We start from the raw sequence: 23,603 nt of genomic DNA, 5'->3' as shown, positions 1-23,603 counted from the left end.
ATTTGAGGCAGATGTAGCTGCTGCGCGTGCTGCATATGATGGCTTAACAGCAACACAACAAGCATTAGTAACAAATCTACTAGATCTTGAAGCAGCTGAGCAAACTGTTGATGAAAGAAATGCATTTAATGTAGAGAGTGCTTCTAATGGAAATACAATTGTATTAACGTATTCTCCTGCAGTTGAACTTCCAGCTGATCTTGATGGTTTTGCAACTGTTACCGATGGAGCTGGCGGAACTATTGATGCTGCGGTTGCTACTGAAGCGGATGGTGTCTTAACTATCACTTTAGAAGATGGTGATGATGCTTCAGTTACAACAGTTGTAGATGGAGCAACTGTAACATTTACTGTTAAAGTAAACGGGGCAGATGTAGCATATACTGCAACAGCTACTGATGATACGGGTATTACTTGGGATATTACAGTAACTCCTTAATAAGATATAATATAGATTTTCTGAAAGAATAATTTGGAAATGAATAGAAGCTCTGTGGAGAGAAATCTCTGCAGGGCTTTCTTCTTTTAGACCGTAATAAACCACAGATGAAACATTTAATATAAATCTGAATAAGCATTAATCTAGCTCTAACCTCATCCAAGAGGTTAGGGCTTTTTCTATTTTAGAAGGAGGAATCATCATGGAACCATTAAGTAGACTATTTTCTGAATACCTTTGGCAAGAACACGAGATTGACATGTCAATCAACGACATCCATTGCCTTGTTTGGGAAGCTGTCATGCTAGATCATGAAGAAATCGACACCGAGCTTTTTCCAGAAAGAGTACTAGACACCTTACCGAATCCACTTTTACTTCATACATCCAGCTACACGGATGAAGATGAAGAGGAGTGGATTTTTTGCGTTGTAACGGATGTTTACTTCTCAATGACATGGCTTCATGGCTTGTGTTTAAAGAATGGAGTACTAGTAGATGAGAATGTACCGCTAGATTTACTTTAGGAGGAGAGGAAAGGATGAACTACTACCACAAGATCGTTTTAGATGGTGAGGATTATTTTCAGGAGTTTGATGAGAGTACCGAGAGGTATGAAGGAGATTTACTAACGAAAGAGGAACTGTTGGAGCGTCTGCTTGAGGACATGGTTGAAGAAGAGGTTGAGGTGAGTGAGGATCGTTTGCGTCATATTTTGTCTGGTATACCGAAACTAGCAGATCGGTATTTCATTGAAAATTACATTCGTTACCTTGAGCGGATGAAGAGTGACATCTAGGATTTCACGGCATTAAGTACGTAATTAGATAATAGTTTTACTGCATAAGTATTTTTACTAGAAGGCATTTAGAGGAGGTGATGAACGACATCAGTTTCTCTTTTTTGCGTTTACGGCATTCCTTAAAGTATGTCGTGAAAACGTGAGAAACGTGCAGAAACATGGGGCAGGGCAATTGAGTGATGTTTTGGGCAGACAAGATGAAAAATCGGCCTAGAAACGTCTCAGAGAAGCGGGAAAGGGGGTGAGACAAATGCCTGATCGTAAAAAGAATCGAAATCATGAGGAAGAGGGCTCCATTCCGAGAGAAGAATTGGAAGAGTTAGCGGATTACATTGTAGATGAATGGAATAAAGAAGGTGGTAGTCAAAGTAAACCATTGTGTCTTGTTAGTCTAATCCAAGAAGAAGATTTCTTAATTGCCGTAAATCACATTAGAGATCTCGTCCTTGAAGACATTGAAAGCCTAGAGGCACTACTTACTTCAGATCGGAAAGTACAGTTAACCGAGGAATACCTTGTTCATTTGGAAACGACGCTTAAAAGTTGGAGGGGGAAGGTGAGTGCCTTTCATTCGAAAGGACTTTAAAAGGAAAAATCACTCTTAACAAATGATTAGGTAAATGTGTATGTCTACATTGACGTAGACGATGATGTCTTTACCTGCATTATTTAATGAGGAGTGAGAGAAATGACAGTAAAAGCGATACGAAAGAAAGATGGGAGACTCGTGACAGTCAAGAAAGAGAAAACGGAGAGCGAAGAGAAGTTTGCGAAAGGGTGGAAGAAGATAAAAGAAGAGAGAGGAATGGAGTCGCAAGAGAAACCAAAGGAACGAAGTCAAGTGTTGCCTAAACAGCCACCAGAAGCTGCGTCAGATGAGAAGAAATCGGAGCGAATAAAGGTGAAAATTCCTAATGGGAAGGACATGCCTTCTTCTAAAACTGCTAAAAAAGCGGAACCATCAACGCTGCTTCAAAAGAAGCTGAAGTTTGAAGATACTCATAAACGAGTGACAACCTATATGACTCATACAAATGATCAGAAGCTTAAAATGATTAAGGAACGATACGGATTATCGGCCACTAAAGTATTAAACCATGCCCTTTCTGAATACTTTTCTAAACTGAAATTGTAACGTGATGAACCCTTATGTCTCTTCGAGGCATGAGGTTCTTTTGGTTGGAAGGAGGTGAGGGTATGTGGAAAAAGGCGCTTGTCACGGTTCTCATTGCTTTAGCGACCCAAGTCATTAAAGAACTAGATAAAGATTGAAGGTGAACAGGATGAAAGAGCAGGTAGAACGTTTTCGGAGATGGTTGATTGAGGATGGAAAGTCTATGAAAACAGTGGAAACATACACTGGGAACGTACGCCATTACTTAACATTTAGAGAAACAAAAGCTGAAAAGGAGGAGTCACTTCTTACAAGGTACTTAGCTGTTCAATACATTCAATACCTATAAGAGAAAGGGTATACCATTTCAACTAGTAATGCCAAAATAACCAGTCTCCTATCCTTTAATCATTACCTGTTAGAAAAGAAGATGGTTGACCAAATCTTTGTTCACTTAAAGAAAGACCACATTAAACTAGCTGAAGGAAGCGAGAAGAAAGTAGAGGCCTTTACGGAAGAAGAAGTCCAAAAGCTTCTGACTCATGTGAATGGGAAAGCACGACTAAGAAACAAGGTGATTGTGTATCTTGCGAAGCTGCTTGTTAATCGAGATGTAAATACTTGAATGAATGATATACGAGATAAACTCTTACCGTGAAAGGACTTTATAACCGTGAATTTTAGCAGATGAATCAAGTTCTATAATGACTTTAACAATAATACTCTTATCTTACAGGGTGATGATTGGGTAATTGGACTTGGTTCATTTTGTATAAACTCTTGGGGGGAAGGGTATGATTCAGGATGATGTTGGTGTTGAACGGAGAGCAAAGTACATTCCTGTCAAACAGAAATTTGCCATCAGTCACGGAGTCGCTTTATTTTGGTTAGTGTTTTCTATTGCTGTCTCTTATCCTTGGGTTTTAGAATTTGGTAAATTAGTAACATTGCCAATAGCCTTATTTGTGATTGCGGGGATTGCTTATATTCCTGGTTATATGAATGCATTTATGGTTTCTAGTCTCCTTTTTGATCGTCAACCACCATTTCGTATAGAGAACCCCAAGGAGCCAATAACTATTTTAATTGCTTGCTATAATGAAGAGAATAAAATTGGTGAAACGTTAAGGTATATAAAGCAACAGTCTTACGAAGGAGATATCCGCATTATCGTGATAGATAATAACTCAAGTGATAAAACATTTGAGGTCGCTAAACAGATTGGTGAAGAGTTAGGGTTAATGGTCACAGTTATTTCTGAGCCTAAACCAGGGAAAAATTATGCACTTAATTCTGGCCTAACTCAGGTGGAGACCAATTTATTTATAACTTTAGATGCAGATACACTTCTGCACCAAGAGGCTGTTAAGTATATTGTTCGTCGTAAATTATCTGCCCCAGAAGATGTATGTGCCGTTGCTGGTGCCGTGCTTGTAAGAAATAGCAGGGGAAATCTATTGGCTAAAATTCAAGAGTGGGATTATTTTATTGGGATTGCAAGTATCAAAAGGCTTCAAGGTTTATTTCAAGGTACTCTAGTTGCCCAAGGTGCTTTTTCATTATATACAACGGATTCTGTAAAACTAGCAGGTGGATGGCCAGATGCAATAGGTGAGGATATCGTATTGACATGGAAATTATTAGAGAATAAACAAAAAGTCTACTTTGAACCCTTAGCAGTGGCTTTTACTGAAGTTCCAGAGAAGGTAGATCATTTCTTTAGACAAAGGAGCAGATGGGCGAGAGGTATGATAGAAGCATTGAAAGTGGTGAAGCCTTGGCAGCATAAAAATATTTATACAAGGTACTTAACCAGCTCTAATCTACTAATGCCTTATCTTGATCTCATGTACACATTTTTCTGGATTCCTGGCCTCCTACTAGCGTTATTAGGCTATTATTGGTTAGCTGGGATTATGACGATACTGGTGCTTCCGCTGGCACTATTAATTAACTATATTCTTTATTCTTATCAAAAAAATGTTTTTAAAGTCCTTAAACTCAGAATAAGGAAGAATATAATAGGTTTGATCGCTTATATACTAATCTATCAAATTATTATGAGCCCCACGTCAGTATATGGATATTTTCAGGAATTCTTTAAGTTAAGGAGAGTTTGGAGATAGTGTCTGTAACCTAGCTCTTAATACTTAAAGATGATGTGACCCTGACCAACCGAATTTTGTTTATAATATGAACTGCCCACTTCAGCATCGGCTTAGTGGGCTTTCTTTTTGTGTGCCTTTGTAGGCTGACTGATCCCAAAAGAAAAGCCTTCCTCTCAATGTAAAGTGACCCCTAGAAGATTAAAAAGGTAAGTCATTCATTATAACTATAATAATAATACATTGAAAATTAACTAGTTACCTTATGAAAATTAGAGTATGTACAGCTTAGAACTTCTCCCACTCAACTTCCCCCTATTTAATCAAATATAAATAATATTCTATAATTATTTCTAAGGAAGTGAATGGATATTCACTTTTTAAAAAGGAGGTTCTATGTGGAAAAATAAGAATCTATTAATACTTATGTTAGGCATTTTAGGGGCAGAATTTGGAATGTGGTTTGGCCTTATTGGAAATCTTGATTTTTTACAAAATACTTTGGATTCTAGCTTCTTACAAGCTTTAATTTTGGTATTTGGGGCTTTTATAGGCGCAGTCTGTGCACCTGTTGCAGGTAGGCTCATCGATAGTAGAAGTAAGAGGAATGTATTAATATTTGCTAGTCTCCTGCGAGTACTAGCTATTGGTACGATGTTTATAGCATTAGAGCTGAACTCCATTTATTGGATGTTAGGTTATAGTCTGTTGATGGGAATATCTTCAGCATTTTATTTTCCAGCAGTGCAATCGATTTTACCTTTAATAGTTAAACAAGAAGAGTTAACCAGTGCTAATGCTCTGCAGATGAACCTAATGACTATTTCTAGAATATTAGGGGCAGCTACCGCGGGGGCGCTATTAGTATTTACCACATTACATATCTTATACACTTTGGCTTTAGCAGCATACATTGTATTATTAGGCTCTTTATACTTCCTGAAGGTAGATGAAGAAGGTACTAAAGAAATAAATAACACTCAAAAGAATATGTCATTTAGAGCCATCTTTCCAGAATTACAAAGAAATCAAATCGTAATCTATGCATTAATCCTTTCAATTATCCCTTATCTCTTTATTTCTGGCTTCAATCTAATGGTTATTGAGATTAGTAATATTTTAAATGACCAATCAATAAAGGGGACGCTCTATGCAGTTGAAGGTGCTAGCATTTTACTAGCGGGCATTTTAGTAGCAAGGTTGTCTAAAAATAAAAATATCTTTTCTTTACTTTCGTTAGCTTGTGTATTAATGGCAGCAGCCCAACTTCTATTAATTTTTGTGGAGATCTCTTATATCTCTATTATAGCTTTTGGATTGTTTGGGTTTTCAGCGGGTATTTTCTTACCCTTATCAGCAACTCTTTATCAAAGGACGATAAGAACTGATTATTTAGGGAGATTCTTTTCATTTAAGAGAGTCTTAGAGAGTGTAGTAGCTCAAATTTTATTAGTTAGCATAGGCTTAATGATTGATACCATCGGGTTCGAGGTGATGATTGGTATATTTGGATCAATTTCTATAATGATCGTAGTTGCCACTTATATTATTAACATCACGACTAATCAAGCAGAGAACAAAATATTAAGCAGTTAATCTCCGAACAGATAGTAAATTATGTAAAGGAGGTGATATAAATGAGTACTTTTAAACCTGCATTTGAGGCAACTCAAGTTAGTTCAATGCAATGGAACAGAACAGCACCTATGGCTGTAGCTGAGGCTGGAAATCTTACTAAGCCAACACCAATTTCTCCTGAGATGTTGAAAGAATTAAAACATGCTGTTCAACTAGAAGCTTCCAAAATGTAATTATACTTAAATCAAAAAAATAGGGGGGAAACCTCCTATTTTTTAATAGGAGGAGAATTGAAGAATGTTTTCAAGAGGTCCATCTCATGTAGACTTTAATTTGACAAATGGTTGTAACTTAGCCTGTTCACACTGCCATAGTTCCTCAGGTCCGAAATTAGATAATGAATTAACAACAGATGAGATTATTAAAGTTATTGATGACTTATATCAAATGGGTACGTTAAAGATTGCTTTTGCAGGTGGGGAACCCTTTATAAGACGCGACATTTTACAAATCCTCACCCATGCCTGCAGTTTACCGGGATGGACTGTTTCCATTATAACTAACGGACTTTTTTTGAGTAAATCAATGGTGGAGAAGCTGAAAGAAAATTGCCCTGATTTGGCGATTAATATTAGTTTAGATGGGTCAACCCCAGAAAATTATAGCGTTTTAAGAAAACAAGTGAATAATCCAAATTTTGATCCTAAACCTGTATTTGAAAAAGTAGTCAGAGGAATTAAAACAGTTGTTGAAGCTGGATTTATTACATCAATAAATTTCACTGTTACTAAAGCAACTATGGATGACCTTATTCCTACTTATAATTTGGCTATGGATTTAGGAGCTCATGCATTTGTAGGAATTAAATTTTTCCCAGGAGGTTACGGTAAAGAGCATTTAGACAAGTTTGAACTGCCATACGAATATTGGTCAAATTTATTTTCTGAGTTAACAGCACAGAAATTAGAAGGAAATTATCCAAATATGCAAATATCCGTACCGGCAGCTTGGGAGTTCTATCTTCCGCTAGTGGAAAAGGATATAAGTATTGTTGATGCAGAGGCGTCGTGGAATTACAGAAGCCCATTAAGAGAAAGGAACTTTAAAAATACTCATTCAATAGGCGATATTATTGGGGTTGCAGAATTATCTGTTTCTTCAAATGGTGAAGTTTATCCATCGGTACTAGTGATTGGAGAAGAAGAATTGGAATGTGGAAATTTAAGGAATGACTCACTTGAGGAGATTTGGAAAACTTCTAGATCCCTAAGAGATATAAGAGAGCTTACGTTAGACACATTAAAATCAAATTGCAAAGATTGTGGTCTGCAAGATATATGTGGCGGAGGATCGAGGTCAAGAGCATACGCAAAGTACTCTGATCTTAATGCTTATGACTATACTTGCCCAATAATAAAGAGAGAGGAAGTATTACTAAATGCGTGATATGAAGGTGATCGGTGAAGGGTGTAATGCCATCCGCATCTATTCTAATGAAGATGGCTGTGAAATTAGGGCTTCTGGGATTTTGGTTCAAGGCAATAAAGATATGAATGAAATGATAAAAATAATGACTACAAAAGATGTTGAGAATGGTTTATTACAGTTAGCCGAAGTTACCGGTGAGACCCCAGCTTATTTAAGAAAAGCAGCAAGTAATTTACTGAATGATCTAAGAGCGGCTGGTGTGCCGTTATTTCTTTGGTGTGGTGAATGGGTTGGCGAATGATCAAAAAAAGGAGTGAATACCTTGGATAAACATGTATTAGTCTTGGCCCCTTTTAGAAGGCCTGTATTTAGAACATCAATATCACCTCTCTATCCATTTGGTGAACCTTGGGATTCCCCCCCATTAATTTTAAGTGCCCAAATAGAAAAAGCAGGATTTCAAACATCCTACTATCCCTTAATTAATTTGTTTCATGCTTTTAATGAAGAGACCGACATACATATTCTTGAAAACCTATTAAGGGAGTCTCGAGCAGATATAGTTATTTTTTCGTCAGACCACTTTATTCCAAGTAGAAGTACAGCATCTTTATACGGCATGAAGATTATTTCGAAAATATTAAAAGAAGTTAATCCTGAGATTAAAATTGGAGTGACAGGCAGAATAGGAACGGTACTAAAAAGCAAGTTATTTAGTGAAGTAGAAAATATCGATTTTGTAGTGGTGGGTGAACCTGAAGAACAAATAGGGAATATAGTCCGAACGATAGTTTCCGAAAATTTAGAAAGAGCTGAAGAGGAATTTGATTGTCTTCTATTAAAGTCAAGTAGAAAAGAACCTATACCTGCGATGGTAAATGATCTTGAACGAGTTGCACCGCCTGCTTTTCATTTATTAGGCCCGGCTTTTCAATTTTATGAAAAATATAAAGGAATAAAACCTTTTAATATCCCATTTAGTATTAGAACAAGCCTCGGCTGTAAATTTAAATGTAGATTTTGTAGTGGTGTGCCCAATTGGTTAAATTACCGAAAAAAAAGTGCTAAGAAAATTGCTGAAGAAATTGATTCCTTTAATAAGTACGTAGGTGATAAAGGGCAAATCACATTTCTTGAAGACGAGATCTTTACAAGAGATGAAGAACATGTAGAAGAAATTGTTCGCGTCTTTAAGGAGAAAGACATATATCTTGAAGGGTTATATACTCACTCCTCCTTATTGACTCCAACTATAGCAAAATTAATACAACCGGTTACTAACAGAGTGTATTTAGGCTTAGATAATGCCGATGATAAGATCCTCAAAAGAATGGGGAAAGGTCAAAAGTTTGAAACGGTATTAAGTGCTGTCCAAATAGCAAGAGATAATGAATTAAAAGTACACTTAGAATGGATTATTGGGACTCCAGAAGAAACCGTAGATTCTATCATTACAAGCTTTAGTTCCATCTTTAACCTTTTAAATACAGGAACAGTAGACAATATTAATACGTATGTATATTGCCCTCATCCTGGAACTGAGTATGCTGAGAAAAGCGATAAGTATGGCATGTCAATAGTAGGAGATATGGAAGATATTCAAGAATCTGGTGGGTATGCAACGGCTCAAACTCAAAATCTCACCCGCAATCAGATTTTTACTGCTTACTTGATGAGTCAATTATTAATTAATGAAGTTAAGTCTTCAAGGCAAATAAATGGACCTGCAGCTCAGGTTACAGTACCGAACAGAAACGAATTGAGGAGAATTTTTGAATCAATTAAAAATGAGTCAGGGCAGATAGAAGCATTGATGCAAGTCTAAAATATCGGGAAGGAGGGGTTGTAATTGAGTAAAGACATTTATATTTTAGGTGTAAGTATGTCTAATCATGATCGGGCTGCTGCTCTGTCTAAAAACGGACGAGTAGTAGGAGCCATTAGTGAAGAGCGTTTAGATAGAAGAAAGAAATCGGAGGGTTTTTATCACAATTCCCCTAAAGATATAGTTTTACCACCATTAGCTTCGATAACGTATGTTTTAGAAAAAGAGAGTATTACTTTAGCAGATGTTGACTTAATAGTTTGCGGGAGATCTATAAACTTGTGTAAAGAAACCTTATTGAAATACCTTCCAGTAGATCGTTCAAAAGTGATTGAGCCTCCTATTCCATCACATCATTTAGCTCATGCTTACAGTGCTTTTGGAACATCACCCTTTAAAGAAAGTGCTGTCCTTGTAATAGATGAACAGGGCCATCATTTGGAGGATGGAAGTTATGAGAAGATTTCGATGTATGAAGGAAGTAACAGTAAATTAAAGCTGATTCAATCCATAAAGGGGACAAATTCTAATATCAGTCTAGGCATGTTTTATGACGCATTTGCTGCTTTAGTAGGTCTAAGTGAAGCAGGAATGCCCGCAGCCGGAAAGTTAATGGGACTGGCTCCATATGGGAAGAAAAGAGAAGAGTGGGGAGAATTAATAGAACTTATTGAGGACTCTGTAAATATTGACTTATATCGATTGGATAAGTTCTTTAGCCATCTCCTCCCCCTGCAAAATGAGAAGATTGTTATTAATCATTTGGAAGATCTCCTAAAGAAATATAAACCAGTTAACTGGAATAGCCAATTAGGCTTTGATCTAGCGTACAAGGCGCAAGAGGAATTAGAAAGAGCTATTCTTTATATCTCAGGTGAGTTATTTAAAAAAACTAATTATAAAACATTATCCTATGCTGGCGGAGTAGCTTTAAATTGTACGACTAACCAAAAAATACTAGAGGGTGGTTGGGAAGATATCTATGTGCATCCAGCGTCAACTGATGATGGTGTTGCCGTAGGTTTAACGATGTATGGCTGGTTAGAATACTATAATAAAGAAAGAGAAGATTATGCTGATTTCAATCCTTTTCTAGGAAAGAAATATGATGAAAATACAATCGAAGAAGCCTTTGAAGAATATGGACTAAACCCATTTTCAAAAGTAATTAATTCGTCTGAATTAGGCGCTGAATTACTCTCTGAGGGTAAAATTATTTGTTGGTTTCAAGGGGGAAGCGAGTGGGGGCCTAGAGCATTGGGAGCAAGAAGTATTATTGCTGATCCTACTCAACAAAACATAACAGATAAGATTAATTCAAAAATTAAGTTCAGAGAAGCATTTAGACCTTTTGGGATAAGTGTATTAGAGGAGGAGCTTAGTCATTACGTAATGGATGCTTTAGTGCCTAAGTCATTATCTCCGTATATGTTAAGTGTGGCACAAGTGAAAGAGAAATCTCTTGAAAGTGTAAGACATGTAGATCATTCTATTAGATATCAAACAGTCTCAAAATCACTGCAGCCTACCTATTATAATCTAATACATCATTTTGGTAAGAAAAGCGGAACATTTGCAGTACTTAATACTTCCTTCAACTTATTAGGGGAACCATTGGTCGAAACCCCAGAAGATGCTGTAAGACAATTTTTATTATCAGGGGCAGATGCACTGATTATAAACAATTATGTAATCGAGTTAAATCACATTCCTAAAAGTACTTTAGAACGTTCTAAAAAGAAAGCGTTTGAAAAGTCTAATATTAATCCTCTTAAAGTTGCTTTAAGTTTAGAGGCTGCAGACTTTTCTACTGAAGCAATTAACTATCTAAATGAGTATCCAATTAATCTGGATAAAGCAGATTCTACTACCTTAATTCGATATGAGTCTCTTCTTCTTAGGTACGCAATTAATAACAATGATCATGAAAGTGCGCTTCTACATATTGAAAAGCTTATGGAATATATGAATTACCCATCTGAATCGCACTCTATAATTAATATTTTGAAAGAAGGTAATTATCAAAAATATTCAGAGGTAGTAGATTTATTATCTAATGTAGCAAATATGAAAAATGCTGCTATATTTTTTAGCAACCTTTTAAAGCTAGATAATCCTAAGGGTATAAGTGAGGTTGTTACAATTGGAAATGAGTAAACCTGTAACTTATGATAGTAAAAATGAGAGATGGATGGTTAATGATTATGATTTGATTAAAATGATTATGAAGTCAAATAAATTTAGACCGCCTGACGTCAACGAGATCAGCAAGGATACACCTAGTTTCTTCTTGGCTTTAAGTATTGCCTCAGAAACCGACTATCCGAGATTAAAAAGAGTGTTTTCTAAATATTTTACTAAAGAATATGTAGAAAATTTGGCTGAAACCACTCTTCGTGAGAATGCTCTTAATGCTATAGAGGGTATAAAAAAAGAAGAGAATGTCAAATTAGATGATCAAATAATATCTACTTACTGTGAGAAATGTATATTAGATATTTTAGGCTTAGAAGCGAAAGTAGGCAAGGAATTTATAATAGCCATTAAAATGGCTAACGATTATTACTTAAAAGAAGGGGAAGGGTGTATCCAATCTAAAGAATTATATAGTTATGTCTTTAGTGAGGTCCGTAAGATTTTAATAGATGCTAGGATTAAAAAAGGCTTCATTCGTTTCTTAATTGAAGAACAAGAGCTTAATCTAAACGAAAAAATAACCTTTATCGTACCTTTTATAGAGATGATTGCCTTATCAAAAACCATCGAATTACCGAAAGAATTGTATCATAGAGTTATAGATGATCCAGAACTTATGGAGAAGTTTCGCTTATCTCCTACATCCTTAGATTTACTAGCTGAAGAAACGGCTAGTTTGTTAAATGGTATCTTTGTTTGTAGATTTGCAAAAGAAGAGGTCGATATAGGAGGGAAAGTAATTAAGAAAGGAGAACAGATAGGCCTGAATTTATCAGGGGCCATGCAGGATAGAAACGCAGCTAAATGTCCTCTACATACACAACCTGGGGGCGCATCAGAAGATAATTTAGTTTTTGGATATGGCTCTCATTTTTGTTTAGGAAAGAGGCTAGCCAAAGCTATAGCAGTGACTTTTACTAAAGTAACAATAGAAAATCATAAAATAGAAGTAAGTGGCTAGTCGTTACTTAAATATAAATTGCAACAAATGGTGAAAGTATTTAGAAGCCATTTGTTGTTTTCTTTGTTGATAGGTTATTTACTGGTAGACATAGGCGAAGTCAATGGCTTTTCTTAGGTACCCACACAGCCATTTGACAACTGCAAAACAATTATATGCCGTACTATCTTATTATTTGTAAACAGTAGGTGAAATGTTTATGGGAGAAGAATATTCCGAAAAAAGAGAGGACCTTTTTTCTATATATAGTTTTCAACTTAGAGACAGACGAATACAACTTTTGAAAAAAGAGTATTTAAAAGGTAAATATCATAGGAAAATAAATGAAAAACATTCAATTGAAGAGACAATCCAGAAACATGGATGGGAGAGTATGGATTCTAAAGAGGAAGAATACAGTGATTTTATTAAGGTATGGGATGAAACAATAATAAGCTATTTAGATAGTGAAATTACTCACTGTCTCCATATCACTATAGAAAGTTGTATAAGAACTTATGAAAATAATAAAAATATAAAACAGACATACGATTTCGTCAACATTTTATTAACGATACAATGTACATTCAAGGACTTGCAAAAAAGCTTTACTCTTTGCTGTGGGTCATTTGAAGAAGTTAATAAAAAACTTGTAAAGACAGTCTTAAATCTAAATAGTACTTTTAAATATCTAAGGATTTATCCCTTGTTAGATATATCAACCAATAAAGTCAACCTTACCTTTGATCCGTTTGTTTCTTCAGTGTTTTTTCATGAGTTTTTAGGCCACGGGATCGAAGAAGGATTTTTAGAGCTTGGCTGTAAAATTGGTCCTAAGTCACTAAGCGCCACTCTATTTAAAGGGGAATTTCCAAAATATGATGACGAAGGAATAGAGGCGAACGAAATCCAAATAGTTAGCGAGGGTATAGTTTGTGAGCGTATCAATGCAAGGGAAAATGGAGGGTCTGCTTTTTCAGGTGTGGCTAGGTCTGGATTGGGAGGAATACCTCAGTTAAGGGCAGTCAACATTAAGATAAACAAAGGTCATGCAAAATTAGATCTTACTCAAACAATACTTTGTACTAATATAACCTCCGCTGAATTTTATAAAGGGTATATATGTGTAGCGATAAATACCTCGTTTCAGCTAATAAGAGGAAGAATAGTTGGGGTATTGAAGCCGTTTAAGGTGATTTTACATATCAATAAGGTAGCAGAACACTTAACTTTAATTGGTGATGATCTTAATGAATTTAAAGGTATATGCACAAAGAATCACGAGAATATACCAACACATAATATTAGTCCTTCGATCCAACTAAAAAATATAAGTATATTAAGGTGATAGAAATGGAGTGGGAAGTATTACATTTAAAGGTAATAACGCAGAAAAAATATTTTAAATATACTGAATTAGTTGATGATTTTACTAGAGTAAGAGTTATTAACAATAATAAAATTGGTGTCTCCCTTTATCATAAGGGAGCTCTAAGTATAGAGAATCAATTAGAACAGGCGATACTAAATTTAGAAAAAGGGGATTATACTGAGAGTCACTTTCAAGGCCCTGCAGAGCATTATGGGGATTCTAATCCTATAAAAAAGGAGAACTTCTTGGAAAGGGTCATACTGAACTATTCTATTAAAACATCCAACGGGTTATCAATGAATAATAAGGCTGTTATTAATACGATAGAGAAAGACCAAAGAGAGAACCTTTTTTTGCTTAATTCAATCACATTTGAGGACGATAGCTTTTTAGAGTATTCTTGGATAATTAGCCCTCATGCACTTTCGAAAATATATTATAATGAATGGTTAAATTTATTAATTCAGCAACCTGCTGACACCCATATACCTAATAACCTAGTGATTAGAGATAGAGCTCATAATTTAAAAGTTGATTTAGAAGGAACGAAAAAATCACCAATCATTTTTATTAAGGATGGTAAGATCATCAATCGAATAAGAACCATTCAAAGTAACAAATCTAAAGAAAGGCTGACTGGCCATAGCGGTCTGTACAGCCACTTTTTAACTGATTTTAGTGTGGAACCTAACACTAAGACTAGGTTAAGTACATCTAAATATTTGGTCGTTAGTGATACTTATAAAGTAGAAAAAAATATATGGAGTGTTACTTTTACTGATAGGCATAATAATCAGCTTACCAAATTTTTTAAAGGAAACTTCAAAAATATATTAAGTCATTCAGTTTGGTTAAATTCACAAGGGAAAGGTGTTTTTCCATGGGAATCCCCGTGGTTATTTGTTCCGGAACCTAAAGGTACTTTCAGGGAATTTTTATAAGGATGAATCTTACAAATTATAATTGAAAGGTAAATTGATCCACTGAGTATATGCTTGGTGGTTTTTTAAATTTTCTTTTAATCAATGCACATTTGAATAATATTTGTATTAATAATTATCGTTTCTTAGATGGTTTTATGGACTTTTGTTAATTGAGATATTGAGATAGGGGTATTCTTTTATAGAAATTAGATAGAGGGTATGTGCGCTTAAGCTCATGAGTAACAATTATCCATATTTATTCCTATTTAATCCAATTGCGATCTGTATTATTCTGGTAGTAGGAGGAAAAACAATCTATAATCCCCTAATAATTTCTTTGTTTGAAGCAGAGGTGGTAGGATGAAAGCATTGAATGTGACGGGTTTACATAGTGGTATAGAAGAGATCCAAGCTAAAATCGAAGTACATATAGAACAGCTATCTAAAATAGAAGAAAGTGTTACAGCCATTGTTGGCTTGAGCAATTCGTTAAAGGGAGAGGGAGGAACGGCAATTCGTCGTTTCTACCAAGAAGGGCATTTGCCATTGCTTACATTCCTCAAGCTGTCACTAACCCAATACAATGAGGTTCTATCTCAAATGAAAACCTCCTTATATTCATTAGAGCCGGCAGTAAATGGTCGAATCCAAGAAAGTTTCCTTCAGCATGATGTAGAACAGGGCTTGCGGCAAGCAGAGTTGGTGACTGCTAATCTTACGAATGAAACAAATGCTGTTATGCAAACAGTGTCTGATGTTGTTGCGCTTCCTCTAATTAAAGACGATGAAGTAAAGCACTATGTCCAAAAAGCGAAGCAAGAAAAAGACCAAACGATTGAGCACTTGCATCAGTTTGATTATGAGCAGGCGGCGTCACTGGAATTGGTGGAAGCAGATGTAACCCTGATGGAGCGATATGTACAGGAGCTTCAAGCGATGTTCCACGGAAAAGGAAGCAATATATCCACGCATCTAACAAATCAATTGACGTACAATTCTTTCTATCTTATGTTAAATTCAAAGCTAGCAGCAATTCAAACACAAAACACACAATTTTTTAAAGAGATGCAGCCACCAGCTTATGCCATTCATATAAGGATGACACAAGCAGTAACCTTTGATAAGTGGACAAACCCAAGCTGCCCGAGACCTGCTCAGGTAAATAAGGCAGTAGCTGCAGAGTCGGAACGTAACTGGTTTCAGAAGGCTGGGGATCAGATAGTAAGTGGTGCGAAAACAGTAGGGAAAGCGGCAAAAGACCATTCTCGTGAAATTGGTTCTACCGTTTTGGACTTCACTCCAATTGTAGGAAATATTAAAGCGGGCGTAGAGGCTAAAAGTGGAGTAGACCCTATAACAAAAAGGGAGTTAGAGGATTGGGAAAAATATTTTGCAGCAGCTGGTATTCTCACAGGAGGTCTTTCTAAGCTAGGTTCTAAAGCAGTTAAAGGTGTTAAGGGTGTAGATGGAAAGGCAATAAATAAAGTTGAGGGAATGCCCCCTATTGTTCAGTCACGAATTAATATAAGTAATGATGGATGGGAACATGTAAGAGATAGACATTTTTCCAACAAGAATGCTTCGCAGTTTACAATTACACAAGGTGATTTACGTTCATTGTTATCAAGTAAAACTGTAGTGGATTCTCCTGTTACTAAAAGTATAGATAGTGGTGATGGAGTTAGATATGTAAGAGAAGTAACATTAGATAATCCAATTGGACGCGACAAGTTTAATGATTTTCAGCCCACATCAACAATGACTATTCTTACTGATAAACATGGTAATTTAGTGACAGCGACGCCAGGACGAATGAAATAGAAAGTTTGGAGGGGATGGATTTTGAAACTAATTGGAAGTAAAACAGAACAAGAAATTAGAGAACAACTGATTAAATCAAATCAGTTACTTTTCAACAGTGAAGAGAAAAAGAGGCTGCTTGAAGTGATAAGGTATGAATATCCAGAATTGAAAGCAGCATATATTATTCATTGGATACCTGAACAAGGTGAGGATATTTATAAGATACTCATAAATGATAGTTTAATAGCAGAAATTGAATTAGAACGTCATAATTATGAGGTGAAACCAAAGGCTAAAACATTAACAGTTCCACAGTATCTGAAAGGGCTTAGTAAGCAAAATCAAATAAAATTGGCTGTTGCTCTAGATTTAGTAAAACAAGAATTAAAGGACGTAAATTAACTTGCATAACTTGCCTTAAGAAAACCATCACGGGGTTATAGACGTGCGAGCTAAACATAATGTTCCTAATTATGTAAGTAGAGGGACCGACAGCCGGGAGTGAAGTAAATGGAGAAGATAAAAAAATTACTTACACAAATTAAAAATCTGACAGGATGTCGTGTACGAGAACCTAATGGATTACCTATCATTGATGAAACAAGTCACGTTCTTCCTGAGGATGTAAGAGATTTTTACAGCCTTTGCGGGGGAGTTGTTTTATTTGAACATGAGGACTATCCAACTTTTGTGGTTCCGCCAGATAAGTTTGTGTTGGCTAACCCAATAATTATAGGTGAATTATGTGAAGAGGATATATCATCTAATTGGTACATCATTTGTAATGATGGAAAGGACGATTACCTAACTATTGACCTTGCTAAAGAGAGGCTTGGTAGATGCTATGACAGTTTCTTTGACCGTCATGGGCTTGTAGGTGAAACTCAAGTTATAGCTACTTCATTTACTGATTTATTTGAGAGGCTTATCGAAAATAAGGGTCAATATTGGTACTGGTTAAAAAATGATTTTGATTCTTTAGGTGATGCGTACAATGCTTAAAATTGGTGCCTGTTAACCCTCGAATGTCAAGAGAGATTGGAGCAGTGGGTAAGAATTGCGGGCAAAACAGACACATTTTTTGATACAGACAATTCAAGGTATTTAGCATTAGGAAAAGTTGATTGGACTTCGGTTACCCATCCATTCTATATATAACCTCTACTTATCAGTCAAAAAATTCTCACACATATTCTAACCTCCGCATCCTCTTCACCGGCCGTTGTGTCAGTCTAACTATACAAAACGATGTGCGCTGCATTTGCTTTTCAAAGGTCGCATGAGTGATATCAACGGTAAGCTGGTGGTGGTTCATGAAGGTGATCAGTGTTTTATTGGAGAGTTTCTTAAAGATGTGGATATGGTGGTAAAAGATCCAGTTGCATTCGAATTTGGATGGAGAGTGAGTGGGGAAGGCGTAGATATGATTCAGCGGGTCAATTGGGATCGGGATCTTGCTTGATACATTGATTAATTTACTAACTGCATCACGCCTCCCTTCGCACGTAGCGCCTCCCTCTATACACGCCCGCTCAATCATGCTGTGACTGAGCTCCTTGACGTAATAGGTATGCTCGGTTTCATAAACGATCGTATCATAGTCGGGTGAATAAGCTGGCACAAGGGCCATGGTATCTCGGTTGATGTCATAGCTTTTCAGAATAGGGGGTGTCATAGGGAATCGCTCCTTAGTGGAATTAGTAGTGGGGTGAGTGCTACAAATGATTGTAGGGAGGAGAGAGGACGTCTTATTTATCTGCTTGATCAAGGTCATGTACATACTCATATAAATGTTCGTATAGCTCTATGAGGTCACCTGTATAAATGGCACCGGGTTTTTTCATTCCCAGTCCTTTTTCAATCAAGAGTAAGTTCACAACAGAAAGGGATGTTTTTCCTCGTTCTATTGAGCTGAGGTGTTTCGGAGTGATAAGGGACTTTTCTGCAAGCTTCTCTAGTGTCATCCCTTTTTCTTGGCGAATAAGACGGATCATCCTGCCTAGTCTTCTGTTTAATTCGGGGGATTTTTGCATGATTCTAGCTCCTTTACCCCAAATTATTCAATGGCTAGAATCATAAGAACATAACCTATAGTTAAAGATTTGGATATAAATGGTATTTATTTAAAATTTATTTTCCTAATTCACAAGCCATACTGGAAATCCGTGCTTTTCTGCGGTTTTTCTTCTTCCTTCGACAGCAAGCAGTGCAAGGAATGTTCCGTAAAAGTATTGAAAGATCGTTGTCTCAATGTGGTTATCTTTATATTTAGCGATCGTTACTTTGAAGGCTTGGATCATTAAGGGAAGAGAGTCTTCAACGGGTTCTGTGCTGCCCGTGTGTTTATAAGCAGATAAGGCGCTGTACCAAAGTCGTTCGGTAAATTGCGGGGCGAGCGTGGTAAATGGTTCAGTGACATTCACGAAGCGTTCTGGAATGGTTGAATGGAGGATTTGATTATTTGAAGAAGCGGTCGTACTAGTATGACTATGATCTTGATCTTGTTTTATAGCTTTATGTTTTAATATAGCTTTAGGGGAGTTTTTTATGGCTTGAGGCGTTAGTGCATCAGGCTTTTCAGTATGTGGACGATCCTTCAATTGTTTCGCTTCCGGTTCTTCTGGAAGCTGAAAGACATAGACGCAATGAGAGTAGCCACCACCTTTGCGGATCGTGTGATAGATCTTAATGATGCCGAATGTTCTAGCTTTCACCAGCATTCTCTCAAATGTTGAGCGGGATATGCCTGGATTGTTCTGGTGTGTTGCCTGCACGATCTTAGCTGCTCTCGCATTACATACCCCGTTGTACTTTACGCTGTAGCGAATTAAGCGGGTAAGAGCAATGATTTCCGCTTTCGTAAATTGATGAAGGTGATGTTTGAAATGAACCGTGATCGCCTGGTTAAATTCCTCCGTTGAGCTGAACTTGCTTAAGTGAGTGAATTGATCAATATGACCTGAATGCATAGATGCTGCCCCCTTACGTTTTATAGGGCTAGCATAAAACGTGAAAACAAAACACGCACATAGGTAAAATGTAAAAATGAAAACGGTGAAATGCGGGTTACAGCCGTTTTGAGTATTAAAAACGACACGATTCGACGTAGAAAAAGAGGTGTTTTGAGGAAATAGGGGTTTAAAAAGTTAGTAAACAGTATGATGAGCAAATGTTTGTCTTAATCGAGGATATAATGCTGATTTTTCGAATGGGATTTTTAATAATTCGAACAAGAACACCGTTTATTCGAATAAAACATGCAAGATACTGGAAATGAACGGTGTGAAGAAACGAAAAAAAGACCGCTCTATGCGGCCTTTCTCCTGCTAATAATTATACCTATCGTTCTATCTCTTATATAACTCGAAATAATAAACAGAATTATCGTAATAGACGACTGATAAGACATAGTCTCCTACATAATAATCAAGGTAATCATACATTCCAATCTCCTTTGCATCAGGAGGTCCTAATGCACGCGTAACATCTTGCGGCGTAAGTCGTTCATTAAAGTACATCGATAAGCCGGTGGCTCGGGGGTTCTTTAAGTAATGGGTATTGCTTGTTCCTATTATAGAGATCGCATAGTTTCCGTAATAAATAAAGGGTCTATCGTCTGAAGCGTCAGTTCCGTTATAACGTTCATCCGGCATGCCGAATTTATTTACAACATCACCTAAAGGGCGTGTAGAGTAACCTGTGATATCTGAGTAGTGGAATGGACCAAGGTATCCTCTTCTAGCATTATCGAGGATCGAACGATTTAAATCATTTTTTGTTAGAGTGGTATTGATTCTTTCATATACCCCGTCGTTGATTAAGATCATTCTTGCCTTGCTGCTCCACTCGACTTTTTTACCCGATGCCTCCGCTACAAAACGTAATGGTACGAGGGTGCGTCCGCTTCGTGCTTGAGGAGCTACACTCATCGTGACAGCTCTGCCATTAACAAGGGCCGTTCTGCTTCCTAAAGTCATTTCAATCGTAAGGCCTTGTTTTTTTCCTGTAATCTTCTTTGATCCCAGCCAACTTGCAATCCGAGGAGCTCAAAGACCGGACGAAACTCAATTAAAGTAGTCCCATTTTGAAAAAAGGGCTCATTTGTAAATGCTGGTTCCTTCCCGTCAATAAATACATAAATCGGGTCATGATCAAACACATAGTTTGGTGAATAAGCATTTCCTAAGGTTGGAGCAATGAACATAAATACGATAAGAGCAATAAATACTTTTCTCATAAAAAACCTCCTATGTCATAATTACTACTAATTATAATTATTATGTAGGTCATTGTATACACTTCGCCTTAATAATTTTAGGTATTTTATCATAATTAATATACATATTTATGGAAATTTATGATATCTTTAATTGTAGATAAACAAAGGGGATGGGAAAGTGAAAATGTGGCGCATTGGAATAATGACTGTATGTACGATATTTTTGTGTATCTTCATCACAAGTACAGCTGAAGCAGCGAAGTTTGAACGTATGAATGTATTTCTAGAAGAGAAGCAGGTTTATTTTAGTCATGGTGTATATGTTGAGCAAAATCGAACATTAGTTGAATTTCGAGCGATCTTTGAAGCATTAGGTTTGCAAGTATCCTACGATGCCAACACGAAGACTGTAAAAGGAAGTAAACCAGGCCTTACGATAGAATTAAAGCTTAACAGTAAGCGAGCGGTAGTGAACGGCAAAGTACATACGTTAGATGTTGCAGTTAAGGCGATTAATGGGAGGACGTTCGTTCCGTTAAGGTTTGTAAGTGAAGCATCTGGTATTCAAGTCATATGGAAGAATAACCCGAATTTCAAAGAGATTTACCTTCTTGACCCAAGTGTTCCTAAAAAGAATGTGCAGATGACATTTGGATCTACTCAGGCGCAATTTACGCTTCCGGTGGATGTAGAAAGTCAAATCATTAGCCGTAGCGGTGTTGAACGATCTGGTAATTATACTGCGTATGTAACAGATTTCTATTATCCTGACTCTGTGTACTTTAAAGACAATGTCTGGCTCCTTGCGGTATATAAGATGCCAAAAAGAGATTGGGATCAATATTGGAGCCACGGTATGTGGAGACAAATTGGTACAGCAAGCGATGGCTGGGTATATGCTATTAATACGCCTGGTGAGGATCCATATATGATGAGGTATCCTAAAGGCAGTGAGAAGGAATATATGAAGGTTCATCATCACTTGAAAAATTCAATCATTGCTACGTTACGCTAGCATAGAGAAAAGAACTGCGGCAAAGGCAGTTCTTTTTTCTGTATTAAAATTCTACAGAATAGCTATTATAATCCCATCATAAAAAGGCCGGTAAACATTGTTTACCGGCCTTTTTATTAATATAGATAACGAATGTTATTCACTTTGTAACCATCGCTCTTATTTATAGATTCAACAAGTTGAACTTGATACGTTAAAGGATAATAGATGACGGGCCCGAGGTCTGCCCCAGGGAATTTTTCACTAACTGTGATAATTCGGCTGGATTGATTTTGGGTGTAATCGAACTTAGTACGCCAATCCCAAGAATAGAACGTGTCAGTTTCTAAGTATAAATAGAGATTGTCGCTGCCATAAAAGAAATAATGCTTAACTCCGCCGATATAAGTATATTCCCAACGCTCAGCTAGGAACGTATCAATGAAGCTTTTAGTAAAGTATTTGTTTAATCTGTTATCAATTTGTGCCCTCGTATAATATCTACTTCCATCAAAGCTAAATTGTGCAGCTTCAGCTTGCTTCAAGAGATTTTTAATTTGAGCTTGAGTAGGACGTACTGCCGGCTTTACTACATTAACGACAATCGTTTTGTCTGCCATCTGAATGATTGCTTGATAACTTGCACTGTTCCAATGGACATTTCCTCCAAAACTTTCACTTATAAAACGTAGTGGAACTAGAGTTCTTCCGTTAATAGCCTTTGCTGGAACATCAATTAAATGATGAGTGCCGTTTACATATGTATGGCGAGAATCGACAAATAATATGACAGTACGATTATCCTTTTTCGCAGTGATTTTATTTGTCTGTTGATCCCATTGAACAGTAGCCCCTATTTCTTCAAAGATCGAGCGGAGTGGTACCAGCACCCTGTTATCAACCGCTTGCCCCCCTTCTAATGTAACCGTTTGGGCATTAGCTTGATTAGGCTGGTAAGAAAATGCTGTGATCATGATAAATAAAATACATGCGGTAAATAGACTTACTTCCATTCGTTTTGTAAACATAAAGTACCTCCCTATAGTGATATGGTCTAATAGTAACACGTAAAGTACCTTCATATTAGTAAGAATTAAGAGAAACTGAGAGTATTTAACTGTCTAGCTAAGGAAGATGAGTTTCTTCTATAGTATATATGACTTTGTTTAACCTAAAAAAACATCTAAGAAATAATGCTTGGTAATTTATGTTGCAGGGGAATAGCTCTCTTTTCCTATTAGTCTATTGCTTAAAAATTTTTCAGCGTTAGAAGTGTTTTACCTAGTTATTGATGTGATTTGAATGATGCATAACTAAATATCTTGGCAACAAAGGATAAGTGTTCCAATAATGAGTGTATTTATCTCTAGGATGAAGTTATTATTTTTGATGTAATTCTATTCTTGTTACAGAGTCTAAAGTCATGACAATATGGAGTTAAACGGAAGTCGACATTGTTCGACTTTAATAGACGAAAAAACAAATTTAGTACACATCCAGTGGACAAATTATAGAATTGTCTGTGAGGAGAGTGTAAATTAGAGTCTAAATAAATTAGCTGGGTGATGATCTTTTCGGGAAAAGTTAGCAAGAGAATTGTTTGATAATTACTATACTTGTGGTCTTTATAACTATTAAATGGGTATATCTGTTTTTGTTGGTATAAATGATTAAGAGAGGAGTAGGTGCATTGTGACATTGTATCTATATAATGGACAAATTAGGTTAATTTTAGTGGTTTTCTCGTCGATTTTTGACGAAATTGGAGTAAATTACATACTTTTGGGTGATATATGAACCTTATTAAATGGGAATTGTTAGGAGTTGACACAATACTAGCCAATTAATATACTAATCCTGCAAGTT

The 23,603-nt window shown here is 36.4% G+C and carries 25 protein-coding genes and 2 pseudogenes; 22 read left to right on the top strand and 5 right to left on the bottom strand.

All coding sequences use genetic code 11. The features are described 5' to 3' along the window. From A33I_RS20920 to A33I_RS15365, 21 genes and pseudogenes are all read left to right on the top strand, one after another. Positions 1–439: hypothetical protein (locus A33I_RS20920; protein WP_031311732.1), on the top strand; the 439-nt coding region annotated here is incomplete at its 5' end. Positions 440–641: 202 nt separating this feature from the next. Beyond that, on the top strand, positions 642–965 hold the full coding sequence (locus A33I_RS15450) for a hypothetical protein (protein WP_022629256.1): 324 nt from the start codon (positions 642–644) through the stop codon (positions 963–965). A 14-nt stretch (positions 966–979) separates the two neighbouring features. After that, positions 980–1,237 carry a hypothetical protein gene (locus A33I_RS15445; RefSeq protein ID WP_022629255.1) on the top strand — a complete coding sequence of 86 codons (258 nt, stop codon included), beginning with the start codon at positions 980–982 and terminating at the stop codon, positions 1,235–1,237. Between the two features lie 253 nt (positions 1,238–1,490). Beyond that, positions 1,491–1,826, top strand: a complete 336-nt coding sequence (locus A33I_RS15440) for a hypothetical protein (RefSeq protein ID WP_022629254.1) — start codon at positions 1,491–1,493, stop codon at positions 1,824–1,826. Between the two features lie 102 nt (positions 1,827–1,928). Next, positions 1,929–2,375: a hypothetical protein gene (locus A33I_RS15435; protein WP_022629253.1), complete on the top strand. Its 447-nt coding sequence runs from the start codon at positions 1,929–1,931 to the stop codon at positions 2,373–2,375. A 148-nt stretch (positions 2,376–2,523) separates the two neighbouring features. Then, positions 2,524–2,703, top strand: coding sequence for a hypothetical protein (locus tag A33I_RS15430; RefSeq protein ID WP_022629251.1), 180 nt, complete (start codon positions 2,524–2,526; stop codon positions 2,701–2,703). Positions 2,704–2,784: 81 nt separating this feature from the next. Then, positions 2,785–2,979 carry a hypothetical protein gene (locus tag A33I_RS15425; RefSeq protein WP_022629250.1) on the top strand — a complete coding sequence of 65 codons (195 nt, stop codon included), beginning with the start codon at positions 2,785–2,787 and terminating at the stop codon, positions 2,977–2,979. A gap of 169 nt (positions 2,980–3,148) precedes the next feature. After that, positions 3,149–4,480 (top strand): glycosyltransferase family 2 protein, encoded by a 1,332-nt coding sequence (locus A33I_RS15420; RefSeq protein WP_022629249.1) that lies wholly within the window; start codon positions 3,149–3,151, stop codon positions 4,478–4,480. A 375-nt stretch (positions 4,481–4,855) separates the two neighbouring features. Then, positions 4,856–6,055, top strand: coding sequence for an MFS transporter (locus A33I_RS15415; RefSeq protein WP_022629248.1), 1,200 nt, complete (start codon positions 4,856–4,858; stop codon positions 6,053–6,055). Positions 6,056–6,096: 41 nt separating this feature from the next. Next, positions 6,097–6,270: a hypothetical protein gene (locus A33I_RS20915; protein ID WP_022629247.1), complete on the top strand. Its 174-nt coding sequence runs from the start codon at positions 6,097–6,099 to the stop codon at positions 6,268–6,270. Positions 6,271–6,334: 64 nt separating this feature from the next. Then, positions 6,335–7,483 (top strand): radical SAM/SPASM domain-containing protein, encoded by a 1,149-nt coding sequence (locus tag A33I_RS15410; protein WP_022629246.1) that lies wholly within the window; start codon positions 6,335–6,337, stop codon positions 7,481–7,483. Further along, entirely contained in the window at positions 7,476–7,766 is a 291-nt protein-coding gene (locus A33I_RS15405; protein WP_022629245.1) for a hypothetical protein, read from the top strand. Before A33I_RS15410 ends, A33I_RS15405 begins: the two co-directional genes overlap by 8 nt. Positions 7,767–7,787: 21 nt before the next feature. Next, positions 7,788–9,290 (top strand): B12-binding domain-containing radical SAM protein, encoded by a 1,503-nt coding sequence (locus A33I_RS15400; protein WP_022629244.1) that lies wholly within the window; start codon positions 7,788–7,790, stop codon positions 9,288–9,290. A 24-nt stretch (positions 9,291–9,314) separates the two neighbouring features. Further along, a complete protein-coding gene (locus A33I_RS15395; RefSeq protein ID WP_022629243.1) occupies positions 9,315–11,447 on the top strand; it encodes a carbamoyltransferase C-terminal domain-containing protein in 2,133 nt (710 codons plus the stop codon). Continuing rightward, positions 11,440–12,447: a cytochrome P450 gene (locus A33I_RS15390; protein ID WP_338012141.1), complete on the top strand. Its 1,008-nt coding sequence runs from the start codon at positions 11,440–11,442 to the stop codon at positions 12,445–12,447. Before A33I_RS15395 ends, A33I_RS15390 begins: the two co-directional genes overlap by 8 nt. A gap of 199 nt (positions 12,448–12,646) precedes the next feature. Then, entirely contained in the window at positions 12,647–13,774 is a 1,128-nt protein-coding gene (locus A33I_RS15385; RefSeq protein ID WP_022629241.1) for a metallopeptidase TldD-related protein, read from the top strand. A gap of 5 nt (positions 13,775–13,779) precedes the next feature. After that, positions 13,780–14,739, top strand: a complete 960-nt coding sequence (locus A33I_RS15380; protein WP_022629240.1) for a hypothetical protein — start codon at positions 13,780–13,782, stop codon at positions 14,737–14,739. 342 nt (positions 14,740–15,081) lie between these two features. Continuing rightward, positions 15,082–16,542: a T7SS effector LXG polymorphic toxin gene (locus A33I_RS15375; RefSeq protein WP_022629239.1), complete on the top strand. Its 1,461-nt coding sequence runs from the start codon at positions 15,082–15,084 to the stop codon at positions 16,540–16,542. Between the two features lie 21 nt (positions 16,543–16,563). Further along, a complete protein-coding gene (locus tag A33I_RS15370; RefSeq protein ID WP_022629238.1) occupies positions 16,564–16,926 on the top strand; it encodes a hypothetical protein in 363 nt (120 codons plus the stop codon). A 19-nt stretch (positions 16,927–16,945) separates the two neighbouring features. Then, positions 16,946–17,020 (top strand): annotated as a pseudogene (locus tag A33I_RS20340) (sugar-binding protein); the annotation flags it as partial. Between the two features lie 14 nt (positions 17,021–17,034). Further along, positions 17,035–17,526, top strand: coding sequence for an SMI1/KNR4 family protein (locus A33I_RS15365; protein WP_022629237.1), 492 nt, complete (start codon positions 17,035–17,037; stop codon positions 17,524–17,526). Between the two features lie 181 nt (positions 17,527–17,707). Here A33I_RS15365 and A33I_RS20335 read toward each other — a convergent pair whose 3' ends face one another. The 4 genes and pseudogenes from A33I_RS20335 to A33I_RS15345 form a co-directional block, all read right to left on the bottom strand. Continuing rightward, positions 17,708–18,154 (bottom strand): competence protein ComK, encoded by a 447-nt coding sequence (locus A33I_RS20335; RefSeq protein WP_235806201.1) that lies wholly within the window; start codon positions 18,152–18,154, stop codon positions 17,708–17,710. 118 nt (positions 18,155–18,272) lie between these two features. Further along, positions 18,273–18,557 carry a helix-turn-helix domain-containing protein gene (locus A33I_RS15355; protein WP_022629235.1) on the bottom strand — a complete coding sequence of 95 codons (285 nt, stop codon included), beginning with the start codon at positions 18,555–18,557 and terminating at the stop codon, positions 18,273–18,275. 105 nt (positions 18,558–18,662) lie between these two features. After that, on the bottom strand, positions 18,663–19,493 hold the full coding sequence (locus tag A33I_RS15350) for a hypothetical protein (RefSeq protein WP_022629234.1): 831 nt from the start codon (positions 19,491–19,493) through the stop codon (positions 18,663–18,665). A gap of 378 nt (positions 19,494–19,871) precedes the next feature. Then, positions 19,872–20,728, bottom strand: a pseudogene (locus A33I_RS15345) (copper amine oxidase N-terminal domain-containing protein). A 199-nt stretch (positions 20,729–20,927) separates the two neighbouring features. Between A33I_RS15345 and A33I_RS15335 the strand changes: the two are divergent. Continuing rightward, positions 20,928–21,758, top strand: coding sequence for a copper amine oxidase N-terminal domain-containing protein (locus A33I_RS15335; RefSeq protein ID WP_235806200.1), 831 nt, complete (start codon positions 20,928–20,930; stop codon positions 21,756–21,758). 116 nt (positions 21,759–21,874) lie between these two features. Here A33I_RS15335 and A33I_RS15330 read toward each other — a convergent pair whose 3' ends face one another. Further along, a complete protein-coding gene (locus A33I_RS15330; RefSeq protein ID WP_022629231.1) occupies positions 21,875–22,765 on the bottom strand; it encodes a copper amine oxidase N-terminal domain-containing protein in 891 nt (296 codons plus the stop codon). Positions 22,766–23,603: the final 838 nt, after the last annotated feature.

Origin of the sequence: Alkalihalophilus marmarensis DSM 21297 (assembly GCF_000474275.2) — a bacterium.
GTDB classification, from domain to species: Bacteria; Bacillota; Bacilli; order Bacillales; family Bacillaceae_D; genus Alkalihalophilus; species Alkalihalophilus marmarensis.
The sequence above is the reverse complement of the archived record's forward strand: the minus strand, read 5'-3'. Positions and strand labels throughout refer to the sequence as shown.

Bases quoted from the DNA above. Each gene is read 5' to 3' on its own strand.
- A33I_RS15450 (WP_022629256.1), top strand. From the start codon at position 642: ATGGAACCATTAAGTAGACTATTTTCTGAATACCTTTGGCAAGAACAC.
- A33I_RS15445 (WP_022629255.1), top strand. From the start codon at position 980: ATGAACTACTACCACAAGATCGTTTTAGATGGTGAGGATTATTTTCAG.
- A33I_RS15440 (WP_022629254.1), top strand. From the start codon at position 1,491: ATGCCTGATCGTAAAAAGAATCGAAATCATGAGGAAGAGGGCTCCATT.
- A33I_RS15435 (WP_022629253.1), top strand. From the start codon at position 1,929: ATGACAGTAAAAGCGATACGAAAGAAAGATGGGAGACTCGTGACAGTC.
- A33I_RS15430 (WP_022629251.1), top strand. From the start codon at position 2,524: ATGAAAGAGCAGGTAGAACGTTTTCGGAGATGGTTGATTGAGGATGGA.
- A33I_RS15425 (WP_022629250.1), top strand. From the start codon at position 2,785: ATGGTTGACCAAATCTTTGTTCACTTAAAGAAAGACCACATTAAACTA.
- A33I_RS15420 (WP_022629249.1), top strand. From the start codon at position 3,149: ATGATTCAGGATGATGTTGGTGTTGAACGGAGAGCAAAGTACATTCCT.
- A33I_RS15415 (WP_022629248.1), top strand. From the start codon at position 4,856: ATGTGGAAAAATAAGAATCTATTAATACTTATGTTAGGCATTTTAGGG.
- A33I_RS20915 (WP_022629247.1), top strand. From the start codon at position 6,097: ATGAGTACTTTTAAACCTGCATTTGAGGCAACTCAAGTTAGTTCAATG.
- A33I_RS15410 (WP_022629246.1), top strand. From the start codon at position 6,335: ATGTTTTCAAGAGGTCCATCTCATGTAGACTTTAATTTGACAAATGGT.
- A33I_RS15405 (WP_022629245.1), top strand. From the start codon at position 7,476: ATGCGTGATATGAAGGTGATCGGTGAAGGGTGTAATGCCATCCGCATC.
- A33I_RS15390 (WP_338012141.1), top strand. From the start codon at position 11,440: ATGAGTAAACCTGTAACTTATGATAGTAAAAATGAGAGATGGATGGTT.
- A33I_RS15385 (WP_022629241.1), top strand. From the start codon at position 12,647: ATGGGAGAAGAATATTCCGAAAAAAGAGAGGACCTTTTTTCTATATAT.
- A33I_RS15380 (WP_022629240.1), top strand. From the start codon at position 13,780: ATGGAGTGGGAAGTATTACATTTAAAGGTAATAACGCAGAAAAAATAT.
- A33I_RS15375 (WP_022629239.1), top strand. From the start codon at position 15,082: ATGAAAGCATTGAATGTGACGGGTTTACATAGTGGTATAGAAGAGATC.
- A33I_RS15365 (WP_022629237.1), top strand. From the start codon at position 17,035: ATGGAGAAGATAAAAAAATTACTTACACAAATTAAAAATCTGACAGGA.
- A33I_RS20335 (WP_235806201.1), bottom strand. From the start codon at position 18,154: ATGGCCCTTGTGCCAGCTTATTCACCCGACTATGATACGATCGTTTAT.
- A33I_RS15355 (WP_022629235.1), bottom strand. From the start codon at position 18,557: ATGCAAAAATCCCCCGAATTAAACAGAAGACTAGGCAGGATGATCCGT.
- A33I_RS15350 (WP_022629234.1), bottom strand. From the start codon at position 19,493: ATGCATTCAGGTCATATTGATCAATTCACTCACTTAAGCAAGTTCAGC.
- A33I_RS15335 (WP_235806200.1), top strand. From the start codon at position 20,928: ATGTGGCGCATTGGAATAATGACTGTATGTACGATATTTTTGTGTATC.
- A33I_RS15330 (WP_022629231.1), bottom strand. From the start codon at position 22,765: ATGTTTACAAAACGAATGGAAGTAAGTCTATTTACCGCATGTATTTTA.